Source organism: Nostoc sp., from assembly GCF_036919895.1.
Lineage (GTDB): Bacteria > Cyanobacteriota > Cyanobacteriia > Cyanobacteriales > Nostocaceae > Nostoc.
The window spans coordinates 49,320-64,075 of the sequence record NZ_JBALBW010000125.1 but is presented as its reverse complement, the minus strand read 5'-3'; the positions used below and the strand labels follow the sequence as shown (position 1 = coordinate 64,075).

The following is a 14,756-nucleotide window of genomic DNA, read 5'->3' as shown; positions in this document are numbered from 1 at the left end:
TCATATTGCTTGATATTGGTGCAATAGCTTTTGCGCCTGATGATCCCAATCAAACTTTTCAACTACTTGGCGGTTTCCAAGTTCTCCCATTGCAATTCTGAGATTGTCATCTAAAAGCAGCCGCAGCATTGCGTCAGCTAAAGCATCCACATTCCCGCGTTCGACCAATAACCCTGTTTTCCCATCCTCTATCAGTTCGGGGAAAGCACCCCCACGGGTAGCAATAACAGGCAATCCCATTGACATTGCTTCGATAATCGGCATTCCAAATGCCTCATTCCAAACAGATGGAAAAATAAATATATCTGCTTGCTGATAATACTCAAATAGCTCGAAATGGGGAACTTTGCCCAGAAAACAAACCGAACTGACTGCGTTAGAAGCAATTCGCTTTTGCAATTGCTCCCGATAGCTACCTTGGTAATAAGGAAGAATATTCTGAATTTGCGGATCTTCTCTATCAAGTGTGTACCACGGTACTAATGCGGTTTCTGAACCGACAAGTTTTAGCTGTACTTGGGGATAATGAGACACTACTTTATTAAAGGCATCAATTAAAACGTGTATACCCTTCTCTGGTGAAATTCTGCCCACAAAAAGAATTTGTTTAATATCTTTTTTCTTGGCTTCTTTATTGTGATGATTAGGGACGGCGAAGTGACGAGTATCTGCACCGTTGTATAAAGTTTGGCTGTTAACGTGAGGCAAGTATTTATGAACCTGATTTTTTAGATAATCGCTGCATCCAATTACTAAATCGACTGACTTAAGGTGCTTTTTAACCATTATTGGATCGAACAATGGGAGAAAATCACTATGTATATGTAAGACAATTTTTGCTTGTGGGTTATAGGCACGCATGAGGGGAACGAATTGAAAAACAATGTTCATGTGAATTACATCACATTGCTGTGCTTTAATATCCTTAGCAACTTGTCGGTAAAATTCACAATAAAATAATTTTGAGGCATAAAAAGGTCGTTGAGGATGAGATATGTTCCAGATATCAAGAAAGTTTAATGGTTCTAATATTTTATCAAACCATGATTCGGGAATGCGGCGATAGGTAATGCCATCTTCGTGATATTCCAATTCTTGATAGTGACCTTTTGAGCCATAGAATAAAACTTCATGACCAGCACGAGCTAAACGTCGCGCCAACGCATAAGATACTAAGCGGATTCCTCCAGTTTTAGGGGGTTCGGCTAGGGTGACAGGATAATCGAAGAAGGCAATTTTCATAATTAATTAGATGTTTGTTTTAGGTAAAAGCTAGATATAATACAATTTAGTTAAGTTAAGCATTTCTTCCTTCTTTTCTTTCTTTCTTTCTTTTTCTTTGTGTCCTTTGCGTCCTTTGCGGTTCGTTTAAAAAATTCACTTTGACAAATAGTTAAACCTTAAGGGACTCACAAGAAATAAATTATCCAAATAAACGAACCACAGAGACAAGGCAGCGCGGTCTTGGGGGTTTCCCCCATGAGCGACTGCCGCGCAGAGAACACAGAGAGAAGAAATAGAGAGAATTTTTGGGATATTTTTGTATTTGGAAGTCACTGACTGAACTGGATTTAAATAGAATGAGTTGTTAATCGGGTGTTTGAAATTAGGATTTTTCTCACCCAAAGGCGCAAAGAAGAGAGCAATAGTTTTTTTGTCTAGTTAATATACAAGTTAAATAATTGTGTTTTATTGTGCAAAAATATTTGAAAATAAGTGGATCTAGTTTGGAAGTTTTAAGTTAAGAAATTGCTGATGAAAACTATTTGTTTACCATCCGGTCGATTGATGCCAGTATTGGGAATGGGGACTGCGGGATTGGGTGAAGCGATCGCCCAGCGTGACAATGAGATTGCTGCTTTGCGTCGTGGAATCGATTTAGGGATGACGTTGATCGATACGGCAGAAATTTACGGTGAGGGGAGGGCAGAAACGTTAATTGGCGAAGCGATCGCTAATTGTCGTTCATCAGTCTTTCTCTTGAGTAAGGTTGCGCCTCGTAATGCGATTGGGCAAGGGGCGATCGCAGCTTGCGAGAATAGTTTACGGCGCTTGCAGACAGATTTTATCGACCTTTATTTGCTGCATTGGCGGGGGCCTGTAACGTTATCAGAAACGTTGGCAGCATTTGAGACGTTGAAACAATCTGGCAAGATTCGAGATTATGGCGTTGGTAATTTTGATGTTGAGGACATGGAAGAAGCCAGCGCTTTACCTGGAGGTGAAGCCATTGCGACAAATCAAATCCCCTACAATTTGCAGCATCGCAATGGTGAATGGAAGCTATTATCCTGGTGTCGGCACAGAGGAATCCCGGTAATGGCGCATTCGCCTTTGTTACAAGGTGAACTACTCAAACATCCCAAATTGCAATCAATTGCCCAACAGCGCGGGGTAACAGTTGCACAAGTGGCGATCGCTTGGTTGTTGCATCAAGAGGTGATAGTTTTTCCCAAAGCCAGCAGTATCTCCCACGTTGAACAGAATCGCGCTGCCCTCGATTTGCAGTTAACAAAAGAAGAATTGAGTGCTTTAGACGTTGCTTTTCCCCCACCATCTGCACCTATTGCACTGCTTGATAATTGGTAACGGAATAATTCGTAATTCGTAATTCGTAATTCGTAATTTAAGAAGTTTCTGGGGAGAACAGGTGATTTACTTTTTCATTGAGGATTATTAAATCTTTTTGCTAAATCTTCAGTTTTGTGTTTGTAATATTCCTTTGTAAGGATTGGCGGGTATTTAGGAGATTTGCCTGGTTCTAAGCAATTTTCAATGCAGGCGATTTCTGTATCATCGCCAGGAGAGAGAAAGAAAGCTAAGGAGTATCTTTCTGGAAGACTACGGGCATCGGGTGGCATTAGTACCCGATGTTTGGTAGCAGGGAATTTATCGTTTGTCCATCGCTGCATGACATCTGCGATAAAAACTATCGGTGTATTAGGGAGTGGGGGCGCAGCAATCCATTCTCCGGCATTAGTACATACCTCTAGTCCGCCATTTTCATCCTGAAATAGTAAGGAAAGACTTCCCCAATCTGTATGTTCCTCGAAGCGGGCTTCTCCGGGTGATGGTGGTTCTGATACTTCATAGTAGCGATGTAAAAGCCCATAGTCGGCTTGTTGAGGATGGCGATCGCTAAAGTAAGATTCTGGTAAGTTTAGGGCAATGGCGATCGCTTTGAGGATGCTATTACCGGCATCATGACAAGCTGTAAATAATTGCTGCACAGCATGGCTAAAGGCGGGATGCTGTCCCAGGTGTTGATGAACCTGTTGCGCCACTGGGGAATCTGTATCGATCTGTTCTGTTAAAACAGCTTCGCCGAAGACGAATGCTTCCCGAAAGTCACCATTATACTTAGTGTAAAAATATCCGAGAGCCGCGCCATCCTTCCAAGCTAGTTGTCTTTTTTCTGCCTCTGGTAGCGCAAAGAAGCCATTAGCATTACTAAAGGCTTGGTCAATTGCATTTTGAGGTACACAGTTTTTCAGGTAAAAACAGCCAACTTGTTGAATGGACTGTAAGACTTGCTCGGCAGTAAACTGATGGAAATCAAGGATGGGAATCTGCGTAGCAGTGGTAGTTTTTTGTTCGAGTTCTTGAATTAAGTTCATAAGTCAAAAGTCGGTGGATTATAAACGCAAAGGGGCGCAGAGGGAAGCCAGAGGTATGCAGAGTTAGACTCAACTACGTCCGTATTTTGTGGCTCGATCTTTGGTTCTATTCAAGAGATGATCGCCTACAAAAGTTGAGGGATATTTGGGAGATTCATCTGCCTTTAAGCAACTTTCTAAACAAGTGACTTCTACTTCGTAATTAGGAATCACAAAAAAGCTAAATGAGTATCTTTCTTTTACTTTCTGGAAATTAGTCGGTACGGAAACTCGGTGAGGTGTGGCGCAAAATTTATCGTTTGTCCATCGTGACATCATATCTGCCGCCATTACCAAAACTGTATTAGGAACTGAAGAGGTGGTGATCCACTCTCCTTGAGGTGTGTATACTTCTAGCCCTCCGCCTTGATCCTGAAATAGTAAGGTGATGCTGCCTAAATCAGTGTGTTCAAAAAAGCGAGTTTGTCCTGTTTTTGGCGCTTGGGAGATATTGGGATAGTAATTGAAAACTCCGGCGTGGTTTTGCTGAGAATGTAAATCGGTAAAGTAGGAATTTGGTAGTTGTAGGCTAATCGCAAATGCTTCTAGGATATTCAAAGCACATTCTTGGCTAGCTTGAAAGAATTGCTGCAAAACTTGACGAAATTCCGGCGGATTTTCTGGCCATTGATTAGGGACATCCAAGGACTCTGTATAATCGTCAGCCCCGGATTTGTTTGGGTCAAATTCATTAGCAAAACTAAAGGACTCATGTAATTGTCCTGGTTGATCGCCAATGAACATTTTCTCAAAGGGTATGTAACCCCGACTTCGCCCAGTTACTGCTGAGGCTACTTTCTCTTTTTCTGCTAATGGGAGTGTAAAAAATCCCTCGGCTTGGGTAAAGGCTTGGTCAATTAAAGTTTGGGAAACTCCATTTTTTAAATAGAAGCAGCCCATTTCTTCAATAGCGCGAGCAATTTGGTTTGCAACTGCTGCTTTAGCCTTGGTGTCAACTGTAACAAATGGATAGAAATCAATAATGGGAATCTGTGATGTAGCAGTTGTTTGCTTTGCCAGTTCATTGATTGAGGTCATAATTATACAATTCCTAGAAAATTGATGATTTTTTATTGGGTTTATTGATAACGTTTCTGTTTTCTAAAAAAATCAATTATTCTTCACGCATTAAATCACAAGTGCTGCATAGTGGAATTGCATTAAATTCATATTCATCTGTTCTGCCAAGATAATCTTTAACAGAACCAACAATACCTGTTCCGTTTACATCTATACAACAGGTATTGATGCTTCCATCCCACAAAACTACAACTCGCTTTTTAGTTTCAAAAATGCAAGTTTTATACTTTTCTATCGTACTAGTTAAACTTCGACTTGATGTGGTTTTAGAATTAACTTGTCCAGCCCAATCATGCTTTTCCTGCTGATGAGGATTATAGGTATAGACGATAGACAAAGGAATAGAATTTTCCTTAAACATTTCTTGAATACGCTCTTTCTGCCCAGCAAGATGTTCTGACAGATAAATTTCACGCACACCTAATTCAGACAAGCGCCATGCCTTTTCCTCATCAAGGAGTATACCGTTGGTTATAAAATTACATTCAATTCCCTTCGTTTTCGCATAAGAGATAAAATCGAATAATTCTGGATGAAGTAAGGGTTCCCCAAAATTATTAAGAAATAAATCTTTTTGTCCACATTGTATTGCTAATTCAACAACATCTACAAATGTAGAAGAAGACATATTTCCTTTTGCTCTACTTTGAGATGGATGAGGACAGTAAGAGCAAGTTAGATTACAAAAATTGGAAATTTCAACTTGATAGATATACATACTTTTGAACCCGTAAAATATTAACAACTACTCAATACAATCATTCATTTGTGGGTGGAGTGCATGAGTTTAGTAACACTTGTGGTATACAGCGCGATCGCCACCTGCAACAAAGGTGTCAATGCAGTCTATCCCACGAGAAACCGCAGCCGGTGCGGAAGTAGAGTAACCACCGAGATGCTGCCAATCGCTCCAGACTGAACCATCCCAACTCTTGCGGTACATTGCACCATCACAGCCAACAGTAAAAATATCTAGCCGATTTTCAGCAACAGAAGTGGCGGCGACACCATACTGGCAATACCCTCCCAGGTTTTCCCAACCACTCCAAGTTGAGCCATCCCACCCCTTATGATAAATCGCGCCATCCCCCCCTAAAACAAAGGTATCAATGTAGTCTGTGCCGCGAGAAACCGCAGCCGGTGCAGCAAGACAGTAACCTCCGAGATTGTTCCACTCATCCCAGGCTGAACCATTCCAACGCTTGTGGTACATCGCGCCATCAATCCCGACGGCAAAAATATCCAGCCGATTCTCACTACCAGAAGCGGCGGCGACACCATAGTGGGAATACCCGCCAAGCTTTTCCCAAGTACTCCACTTTGAACCATCCCACCATGTGCGATATGTAGCGCGATCGCTACCCAAAACAAAGGTATCAATGCGATTCAGTCCCCAAGAAACCGCAGCTGGCGAGGAAATACAATAACCACCGAGTCTTTGCCAATCGCTCCAAGTTGAGCCATCCCACCACTTATGCCATAGAGGGCCAATACTCGCCGTCAGTAAAACATCCAGCCGATTTTCTGACCAAGAAGTGGCTGTAACACCATACTGGCAGTATCCGTCTAAATATTCCCCATCAGTGGAAAATATTGGCATATCTTCTTTAGAGGCGGGACTCATCGCCGGAAATGGCATACCCCGATCCTGAGAAATTGCTGCTGTAGTTAAATAGCTTCTTGTCATTTGCCTCTTCTCTTCCTTCTCTTCCTTCGCGTCCTTTGCGTCCTTTGCGGTTCGTTAAAAAAATAGACTTTGGCAAAGGTTAAACCTTAACTGAATCGTATCTAGATTAGACTTTTCCACCTACGCTATACCACTTGTGGTAGACAGCCCGATCGCTACCCAACACAAAAGTATCAACACGGTTCAAAGCCGAAGCAACCGCAGCCGGCGCAGCAATAGAATAGCCGCCGAGATTATTCCACCCAACCCAGTTTGAGCCATCCCAGTACTTCTGGTACACTGCACCGTTACGAGCAATGATGTAAATATCTAGGCGATTTTCAATTCCAGAAGCAGCCGCAACACCATACTGGGAATAGCCACCGAGTTTTTCCCAACCACTCCAGCTTGAACCATCCCAATACTTTTGATAGATGGCGCGATCGCTACCCAAGGCAAAGGTGTCAATCCGGTTTAATCCCCAAGAAACCGCAGCTGGTGTTGAAATACAGTAGCCCCCCAGCCTTTCCCAATCACCCCAGATTGAGCCATCCCAAGACTTTTGGTATATGGCTCCATCCCAGTTGACGATAAACAGATCCAGCCGATCTCCCCAAGAAGCAGCCGCGACACCGTACTGAGAATATCCCCCAAGATTTAGCCAATCGCTCCAGGTTGAACCATCCCACCCTTTATGATATACAGAGCGATCGCCTCCAATCACAAAGGTATCAATCCGATTCTCTCCTCTGGCGATCGCAGCTGGTGCAGAAACACAGTAGCCTCCCAGCCTTTCCCAATCACTCCAGACTGAGCCATTCCACTTTTTTTGATAAACAGCGCTATCTTTGCCAATGCTAAAGACATCTAGCCGATTTTCTGCCCCCGAAGTGGCAGCAACACCGTACTGAGAATACCCGCCAAGATTTTCGCCATCCATCGCAAAAGATGGCATATCTCCTAACGAAGCAGCCCCCATCATCGGGTATGGGGTTGGTGGAGGATAGGGCATACGTACCGAAGCGTCTTGAAGTTCCATTTCCAACGGTGGCATCTGGTTAGATATTTCCTCGGCGGTTGTTTGGCTCATTGTCATTTGCTTTTAATTTTTTCAAAACTAAGTTAATAACTTGGAAGCTAAATTAATTACGAATTACGAATTACGAATTACGAATTATCTAGAGTATCTAAAATTACCTTGGCAGCTAATTGATGTCCCGCAGGATTCCAATGACCATCGATATCAAAGTAAAGCTTTTCTGGCGTGCTATTTTTTCTAAAATCATCAGTTAGATTGACACAAGTTACATCTTGTGATTTTGCAACGTCACATAAACGCTGATAGCCAATCTCTTCATTTTTGAGCAAATCTACATTCTCAGGAAATAATTGGACGTAATCTTTGATATAAGTTGATTCTTTTGAAGGTACAAGAAAAACAAACAGCTTAACTTGATTTTCTTTGGTCAAACGAATGATTCGTGATAATGCCGCTTCTACTTTGACAACACCATTAGATGTCAAATAATCGCTATCTACACCTACTCCTGATTCAGGTGTTGCCAGCGATAAATTAAATAAAGTTAAACCATTTTTGGCTTCTTTAGAGATAGAAGTTCCAGTTATGACTGGCAAGTTTTTTTTGTTATTTTTCCAAACAAGCTGGTACAAAAATGTTTTTTCATACCAAGGCGAAAAACTTCTTTCTTTCAGTGTATTATATATCTTTTGACCAATATCTGAAGAATAATTAGTTAAATCATTAGCAACTATAGATAAGATTACATTGTGAGGTTTATATTTGGCGATCCATTCATTAAATAATGTTTCGTATTGGGCAAAAGAATAGCCCGGAACACCTAAATTAATTACTGGCTGCTGCAATTCTGATTCCACAAGTCTGGGAAATGTTTTTTCCTCACTGACCCATTGACCCCATGTAAAGGAATCTCCAACAAAATACAAGTTAGATTTTGTGTAATCTCTTCCTAGATTACGAAATCCATAACTATCAGTATTAGCAACTTCTGTAACTTTCGCTTCTTGCCAAACAGTTTTAAAATCCTTCAGGTTTGATTTTGGCTTGTAGCCTAATTGAGCATCAGGTTGAATAAACTGATAAAAAATTTGCGCCTTGGACTTTTGCGGGGCAGCAACTCCGGTAGTAATGGCAAAACTTTCGACGATTAACAGCCCAACCATAACTCCAGCCAGCATGAGCAATAAATTTTGTAGCCAAGGCTTTATTTCTCCCATCAATTCCTACTCTTATAATTACGAATTACGAATTACGAATTACGAATTGTTTACACAGTGTTTTAGCAACAATTTCCCCTGCTAGCTGATGTCCCAAAGTATTCCAATGTCCATCGCAGCGAAAAGCATTATCAAATCCATGTAAGCAAACATTATTCTGCTCGGCATAAGCCTGAAAAGATTGTCCTAAATTGATAGTAGTAAAACCTTCCCGTTCTCCTAATCCTGTTATCCGTTTTTCTGGATAAAACCAATCTGTAACTCCTGATATTTCCTGATGATCGCGCACGGTAGAATCAGGATTAACTTGCAGCGCAGTTGTTAGCATCACTACAGCAAAATTCGCTTTTTTGGCAATCGCTTCATTATGCATTAAGCGAATTAGTTCTTCTGTTTGTTGCCATGCTTGTTGCCATTCAGGATCAGTTGCAGTATTATATGCAAGCCATTCTGTTTGCTTCCAGACATTTTGCCATTCTGGGTCAGTTAACGGAGACAGTTTTGCAGGTTTGGTTCCCGACTGGAGGTCTTGTTTTTTATTATCTTGATGAGGAAGTGGTAAAGCATATTTGGCTTGTTTTAAAAGCTGTAAAATCCGTAAACGATCTTGAACTTGCAGATAAGCCTGATGCCACGATGACTTTTGTGAGCGATAAATATCCATATTCACAAACGAGTCATCAAGCACCCAATCACCATCTCGATCGACAAAATAGGGTTTCATAAGGGCGCTATTATCCATAGCAGTCTGACTCACCATTTTTTCGGTGAGACTGCGGGAGTTGTTGATGACATCGTTACCTGGATAAAAATTCAGAAGTACGAGGTCTGGTGAATATTTCCAGACCTTTTCTCGCAAGGCGATCAGTTCTTGATCGGTTCCATAACCATTCACTCCGAAGTTCATCACTTCTACGTCACGACCTGCTAGGGTGGGACAATTTTTCAGTTCACGTTCGATAACGGCGGCGATTCCTTGTGCTTGTGGTACTTGGCGTGCTTCTGTAAAAGAATCTCCGAGCAAGGCTATACGGATGGTATTCTCTGGCTTAACTGGGGAATGTTCTCGGTCGTGAAAGCCCTCACTGTTGTATTGGATATAGGCTTCCCCTTCGTCATGCACCCACCCAGCCGCATAAGGTCGTCCTGCCCAACCTCTATGTTGATCAAAGGTATAGAATGTCTTGTATTCAATGCCAGCAATGCGTAAGCCAATTTCCACGACAGCCAGCCCTAAAACAATTCCGCCTAGCAATAAGGCTAAGGTCAGTGTCACCGCTACCCACCGCTTTAATGACGATGTTACCACCTCGCATTCCTCAAAATAGTGTGTAAATAAAGGGTGCAAGTACGGATGACTGTGCGAAGACAATCAGAAGTCCTAAAAGCAATAGTGTGCCGATAAGTGGAAGCAAAAAGAATTTTTGGCGCTCTTTGAGAAAGCCCCATAAATCTTTGAGGAAATCTTGTGTTGTTTCAAACATTAGAAAGGTTTCTCCATTCTTTCTCTAGGTTTTACTTGACTGATAATCCGATAGGTTTCTAAATCAGCATCTAACTTTTTTTTCATAGTGTCTTGGTGAAATACACCCCGCATCACTAAACCCATTGGCATTAATAAAGCATAGAAAACAATGCTCAAAATGATCCGCGTATTAATCCAGCCTAAAACTAGGCCAATTCTCATCCAAATTTGGTAAACACCATTGAGGGTAGAGGGGGCAACGATCGCCCACACCCAAAGAATGCTAGCAATTACCCAAGGTAAAATGGGTAAAGACTCATGGTGTATGAGGGGCAGTAGACTACCGAATAAGCCAGCCGCGATCGCACCGCCAAGCAGTCCAAAATCCCGTAGTCCTTTCCGATCGAGTTGTTGTATTTCGTTCATCGGCGTTAATCTAATTCAAATTCTGTTTTCCAAGATTCATCTTTCTGTACCTGGGGTTGGTTCGATTTGGTAAGGAGAAAGTTCTCCAATACCAAGTAATCCATCTCTGTTCTCATAAAACAGCGATAGGCATCTTCTGGGGTACACACAATCGGTTCACCTCGGACATTAAATGATGTGTTGACCAAAACTGCACAGCCGGTTTTAGCCTGAAAATGTCGCAGCAGTTCATAGTACCGAGGATTGGTTTGTTGATGAACAGTTTGAATCCGCGCCGAATAATCTACATGAGTGATGGCGGGAATTTGCGATCGCTTCACGTTTAACTTATCTATGCCAAACAACTCCTCCTGTTCTGTTGTCATGGGAATCCGCAACTCGGCTTTGATTGGTGCAACCAAAAGCATATAAGGGCTGGGACGGTCAATCTCAAAGTAATTGGAAACCTGTTCTGCTAAGACAGAAGGGGCAAAGGGACGGAAGGATTCGCGGTATTTTATTTTCAGGTTCATCACCGACTGCATCTTAGAACTGCGAGGATCACCGATAATCGAGCGACCACCTAACGCCCGTGGGCCAAACTCCATCCTGCCAGAGAACCAACCCACAACATTCCCTTGCTCTAGAATTTCAGCAAGATGAGGCATGAGTTTATCATCTTCGAGATGTTGGTAGGGCGCATTCACAGACTGGAGATAGTCTTGAATCTCTGTTTTCCCAAAGCAAGGGCCTAGATAGCCGCCCCGCATGGCATCCCCATCGTGAGGAATGCGCGGCTTTTCATGATACTGATGCCAAATAGCTAATGCTGCCCCAACTGCTCCCCCTGCGTCTCCGGCGGCGGGTTGAATCCAAATATCCCGAAAATCTGTTTCTCGCAAAATGCGTCCATTGGCAACGCAATTCAGGGCAACTCCACCGGCTAAACAAAGATAGTCTGTGTCCAGTTCCTTTTTAACTGTTCTTGCCAAACGCAAAACGACTTCCTCGGTAACGTATTGGATAGAACAAGCTATATCCATTTCTCGCTGGGTGAGTTTTCCCTCGCTTTGGCGTGGTGAACCACCAAACAATTGATGAAATTTTGGGGTAGTCATGGTCAACCCCGTGGTGTAGTTGAAGTAGTCCATATTCAACCGAAATGTCCCATCTTCTTTGAGATCCAAAAGATGGTTGAGGATATGGTCTACATATTTGGGTTCACCGTAGGGCGCTAAACCCATGAGTTTGTATTCGCCAGAGTTGACCTTAAAACCCGTGTAGTAGGTGAAGGCAGAATAAAGTAGCCCTAAAGAATGGGGAAAATCAATTTCCCATTGAGGAGTGAGTTGGTGGTCTTCTCCTAACCAAACCGAGGTGGTTGCCCATTCTCCGACTCCATCTAGACACAGCACCGCCGCCCGATCAAAGGGACTGGGGAAAAAAGCAGAAGCGGCGTGCGCTTGGTGATGTTCAGTAAATAAAAGTTGGGGCAATTGCGTTTTTTTGCAATCTCCGAGGGTCGCCAGTTCCTTTTTTAACAGCGTTTTAAGGTAAAGTTTTTCTTTTAACCAAACTGGCATTGCTGCAATAAAGGAACCTAATCCCTTGGGCGCGTAGGCGAGATAGGTTTCCAGTAGTCGCTCAAATTTGACCAATGGCTTATCGTAGAAAACGATTTGGTCTACTTCTGATAATCCAATACCTGCTTGTTTAAGACAATAGGCGATCGCACCTTTAGGAAATCTCGCATCATGTTTTTTGCGAGAAAAACGCTCTTCTTGAGCGGCGGCAACAATGTCACCATCCACAACTAAGGCGGCGGCACTATCGTGGTAATAAGCTGAAATTCCTAAAATACGCATTTTTTATATAAAACCCCCATTTTTATTTGTTCCCTATTCCCTATTCCCCATTCCCTATATCATTCAATTTCCATAGACCCAAACTTTTTTGTGGATAGTCTTTTCTTTCAGTCGTTTTTTCATCAATAATTTCGAGCATATCGGGAAAGTTGTACGGAGGTAATTTTAAATCGATTGCTCGCCAATCACCTGTAACAATGTCTTTATTTTCAAGTATTCCCGGATAGGTTGTAGTTAAAAGATATTTAGAATTGCTTTTTTTAAAGTTTTTAATTACAGCAAGAGCATCTTTAAATGAAAGATGTACTAGACAATCTCTACAAAAAATCATATCGACTTGAGGGAGTGCATCTGCTGCTAAGTCAAGATTGATAAATTCTCTGGACTCATTGCCATAAAGACGTTGATTTTTGGTAACTAATTCGGCAACAATATCACATCCGATGTATCTATCTAGATTTAATTCTGCTTCTTTTAGCCAATAAAAATCTCCACAAGGAGCATCGAGCATTCTCTTGACATTAAGCTTTTCCAACAAGACTGGTATTTCTTTAATGATGACCGAAGTTTGTCGAAGATTAGATCCTCTGCCAGAAATAGAGTCGCGATCGCCCCACCTATTTCGATAATATATATCATTAAAAACTTCTTTTCTGTTTTTACCCCGAAACGATAAAAGCATCAATTCATATTGAAAATTAAATGACAAATAGTTAAAGAAAGATTTGATGGGATATAAAATGGTATTCTTGCTCATAGTTTTTAATTTCAAAAAAGGTTTTTTGCTAAGAGATACTAAAATTGAAAGTAGACAAAGGCTTGAGGATTGATTGCTGCAAACCGAAGTATTGTTGAAACTAACATCCCATAGAAAACAGCAAAACTCCATTTAGGAATTTTTTGCCACCAGTCTGCAAACCAACCCTTATAGGCTGCCCAGTGCATAATAATTAAAGGTATGAAAATCCATCCAATTTCGACGTTTATGTTTTGAGAACCAAGAGAATTAAAGAATAAAAAGCTTTTCTCTACTTGCATAGCACTGGCGATATCATTGCTCCGAAAGAAGATTGCAGAGGCACAAAACCAATAAAATGTCATAGGAAGACCAACGATATTTCTTAGTGGCAAGAATCGCTTATAGGGAGCAAGCCACGATGACCATTGCTTGTGAACAATTAAAGCGATTCCATTCAATCCCCCCCAAACTACAAAATGCCAAGCAGCACCATGCCAGAATCCAGACGTAAGCATCAAAATGATAAGATTTCTAGACCTAAAGATTTCTGTGCGTTGTTCTCTTGGTCGCATTTTCATCAAAGGGCTATAAATATAGTCTCGTAGCCACGTGAAGAGGGTAATGTGCCAACGTTGCCACAACTCAGTAATATTACTGGAAAGGTAGGGGAAATTAAAGTTGAGAGGTAGCTTATATCCAAGTAAACCTGCACAGGCGATCGCCATATCTGAATAGCCAGAAAAGTCGCAGTATATTTGGATAACGAAAGAAATCACAGCAATCCAACAACTTAAGGCGGTATAAATCTCTGGATTAGTAAAATACTGGTCTACTAAAGGAGAAAGATTATCCGAAATACAAGCTTTCTTAAAATATCCCACCAAAAAAAGCGTTAAACATCCCCGAAAATCAACTTCGTTTAAATTTTTCGGGGTTAGCAGTTGAGGCAAAAAAGTAGATGCGCGGACAATGGGGCCTGCAACCAGTTGAGGGAAAAAAGCTACAAATAGAGAAAAATCCCAAAAATTTCTAATAGGTTTGAGTTTACCCAGATACGCATCAATTGAATAGCTCATAGTTTGAAACGTATAAAAACTAATGCCTGCTGGCAGAATAATTTCTAAAGTTGTAATACTAACAGGTAGACCTATAAAAGTTAATAAGTTTGAGGCAGAATCAGCGAAGAAGTTATAGTACTTAAAAAATCCTAATAATCCTAGATTTACAACTAAACTGAGTACCAACCATGCTTGGCGCTGCTGCTGATTGAGTGGTTTACTTAACAGCGCATCCCAAGAAAATAAGTTTATCCATCCGTTCTTAGTTTCTTCTTTCTCTACTGCTTCGCTTGTTTGAATCTCTTGTCCTACTGTTGAATAATCAACCTGTGGTCTAGATAGCATCAAACCGACAAAGTAATCAACGACTGTTGAAAGCAAAAGCAAAGAAAGAAAACGCCAATCCCAAGCACCATAGAAGATATAGCTACAGACTAGCAACCAGGTTTTACGATTATTGTGTTTCTGTAAAGCCCAGTAGACGCAGAAAATAATAATAAAGAAAAAGAGGAAACGAAATTCTGTAAAAACCATGTTTATTCTAATGGATAAATTAACTTATACAA

General features: G+C 41.4%; 14 protein-coding genes. 1 reads left to right on the top strand and 13 read right to left on the bottom strand.

Annotation, left to right across the window (positions count from 1 at the left end):
• Nucleotides 1-1,242, bottom strand: coding sequence for a glycosyltransferase family 4 protein (locus V7K55_RS24955; protein WP_334835625.1), 1,242 nt, complete (start codon nucleotides 1,240-1,242; stop codon nucleotides 1-3).
• A gap of 513 nt (nucleotides 1,243-1,755) precedes the next feature.
• Between V7K55_RS24955 and V7K55_RS24950 the strand changes: the two genes are divergently transcribed.
• Nucleotides 1,756-2,589: an aldo/keto reductase gene (locus V7K55_RS24950; protein ID WP_334835624.1), complete on the top strand. Its 834-nt coding sequence runs from the start codon at nucleotides 1,756-1,758 to the stop codon at nucleotides 2,587-2,589.
• A gap of 74 nt (nucleotides 2,590-2,663) precedes the next feature.
• On the opposite strand, the gene V7K55_RS24945 is transcribed toward V7K55_RS24950, so the two are convergent.
• The 12 genes from V7K55_RS24945 to V7K55_RS24890 form a co-directional block, all read right to left on the bottom strand.
• A complete protein-coding gene (locus V7K55_RS24945; protein WP_334835623.1) occupies nucleotides 2,664-3,617 on the bottom strand; it encodes an isopenicillin N synthase family dioxygenase in 954 nt (317 codons plus the stop codon).
• Between the two features lie 69 nt (nucleotides 3,618-3,686).
• Nucleotides 3,687-4,694, bottom strand: a complete 1,008-nt coding sequence (locus tag V7K55_RS24940; RefSeq protein ID WP_334835621.1) for an isopenicillin N synthase family dioxygenase — start codon at nucleotides 4,692-4,694, stop codon at nucleotides 3,687-3,689.
• Between the two features lie 76 nt (nucleotides 4,695-4,770).
• Complete coding sequence (locus tag V7K55_RS24935; RefSeq protein WP_334835619.1) at nucleotides 4,771-5,454, bottom strand: radical SAM protein; 684 nt, start codon at nucleotides 5,452-5,454, stop codon at nucleotides 4,771-4,773.
• Nucleotides 5,455-5,523: 69 nt separating this feature from the next.
• The gene (locus tag V7K55_RS24930; RefSeq protein ID WP_334835617.1) at nucleotides 5,524-6,423 is read right to left on the bottom strand and encodes a hypothetical protein; all 900 of its coding nucleotides are present in this window, start codon (nucleotides 6,421-6,423) and stop codon (nucleotides 5,524-5,526) included.
• Nucleotides 6,424-6,529: 106 nt separating this feature from the next.
• The gene (locus V7K55_RS24925) at nucleotides 6,530-7,492 is read right to left on the bottom strand and encodes a hypothetical protein (protein ID WP_334835616.1); all 963 of its coding nucleotides are present in this window, start codon (nucleotides 7,490-7,492) and stop codon (nucleotides 6,530-6,532) included.
• Nucleotides 7,493-7,569: 77 nt separating this feature from the next.
• Nucleotides 7,570-8,658 (bottom strand): SGNH/GDSL hydrolase family protein, encoded by a 1,089-nt coding sequence (locus tag V7K55_RS24920; protein WP_334835693.1) that lies wholly within the window; start codon nucleotides 8,656-8,658, stop codon nucleotides 7,570-7,572.
• Between the two features lie 25 nt (nucleotides 8,659-8,683).
• Nucleotides 8,684-9,967 (bottom strand): SGNH/GDSL hydrolase family protein, encoded by a 1,284-nt coding sequence (locus V7K55_RS24915; protein WP_334835615.1) that lies wholly within the window; start codon nucleotides 9,965-9,967, stop codon nucleotides 8,684-8,686.
• A 10-nt stretch (nucleotides 9,968-9,977) separates the two neighbouring features.
• Nucleotides 9,978-10,142 (bottom strand): DUF5989 family protein, encoded by a 165-nt coding sequence (locus tag V7K55_RS24910; RefSeq protein ID WP_334835613.1) that lies wholly within the window; start codon nucleotides 10,140-10,142, stop codon nucleotides 9,978-9,980.
• Nucleotides 10,142-10,549: an SxtJ family membrane protein gene (locus V7K55_RS24905; protein ID WP_334835611.1), complete on the bottom strand. Its 408-nt coding sequence runs from the start codon at nucleotides 10,547-10,549 to the stop codon at nucleotides 10,142-10,144. Before V7K55_RS24905 ends, V7K55_RS24910 begins: the two co-directional genes overlap by 1 nt.
• Before the next feature lie 5 nt (nucleotides 10,550-10,554).
• A complete protein-coding gene (locus V7K55_RS24900; protein WP_334835608.1) occupies nucleotides 10,555-12,393 on the bottom strand; it encodes a carbamoyltransferase family protein in 1,839 nt (612 codons plus the stop codon).
• Between the two features lie 40 nt (nucleotides 12,394-12,433).
• Nucleotides 12,434-13,150, bottom strand: a complete 717-nt coding sequence (locus tag V7K55_RS24895; protein WP_334835606.1) for a class I SAM-dependent methyltransferase — start codon at nucleotides 13,148-13,150, stop codon at nucleotides 12,434-12,436.
• Nucleotides 13,151-13,188: 38 nt separating this feature from the next.
• Complete coding sequence (locus V7K55_RS24890; protein WP_334835603.1) at nucleotides 13,189-14,724, bottom strand: MBOAT family O-acyltransferase; 1,536 nt, start codon at nucleotides 14,722-14,724, stop codon at nucleotides 13,189-13,191.
• Between the last annotated feature and the right edge of the window lie 32 nt (nucleotides 14,725-14,756).

Bases quoted from the DNA above. Each gene is read 5' to 3' on its own strand.
- V7K55_RS24955 (WP_334835625.1), bottom strand. From the start codon at position 1,242: ATGAAAATTGCCTTCTTCGATTATCCTGTCACCCTAGCCGAACCCCCT.
- V7K55_RS24950 (WP_334835624.1), top strand. From the start codon at position 1,756: ATGAAAACTATTTGTTTACCATCCGGTCGATTGATGCCAGTATTGGGA.
- V7K55_RS24945 (WP_334835623.1), bottom strand. From the start codon at position 3,617: ATGAACTTAATTCAAGAACTCGAACAAAAAACTACCACTGCTACGCAG.
- V7K55_RS24940 (WP_334835621.1), bottom strand. From the start codon at position 4,694: ATGACCTCAATCAATGAACTGGCAAAGCAAACAACTGCTACATCACAG.
- V7K55_RS24935 (WP_334835619.1), bottom strand. From the start codon at position 5,454: ATGTATATCTATCAAGTTGAAATTTCCAATTTTTGTAATCTAACTTGC.
- V7K55_RS24930 (WP_334835617.1), bottom strand. From the start codon at position 6,423: ATGACAAGAAGCTATTTAACTACAGCAGCAATTTCTCAGGATCGGGGT.
- V7K55_RS24925 (WP_334835616.1), bottom strand. From the start codon at position 7,492: ATGAGCCAAACAACCGCCGAGGAAATATCTAACCAGATGCCACCGTTG.
- V7K55_RS24920 (WP_334835693.1), bottom strand. From the start codon at position 8,658: ATGGGAGAAATAAAGCCTTGGCTACAAAATTTATTGCTCATGCTGGCT.
- V7K55_RS24910 (WP_334835613.1), bottom strand. From the start codon at position 10,142: ATGTTTGAAACAACACAAGATTTCCTCAAAGATTTATGGGGCTTTCTC.
- V7K55_RS24905 (WP_334835611.1), bottom strand. From the start codon at position 10,549: ATGAACGAAATACAACAACTCGATCGGAAAGGACTACGGGATTTTGGA.
- V7K55_RS24900 (WP_334835608.1), bottom strand. From the start codon at position 12,393: ATGCGTATTTTAGGAATTTCAGCTTATTACCACGATAGTGCCGCCGCC.
- V7K55_RS24895 (WP_334835606.1), bottom strand. From the start codon at position 13,150: ATGAGCAAGAATACCATTTTATATCCCATCAAATCTTTCTTTAACTAT.
- V7K55_RS24890 (WP_334835603.1), bottom strand. From the start codon at position 14,724: ATGGTTTTTACAGAATTTCGTTTCCTCTTTTTCTTTATTATTATTTTC.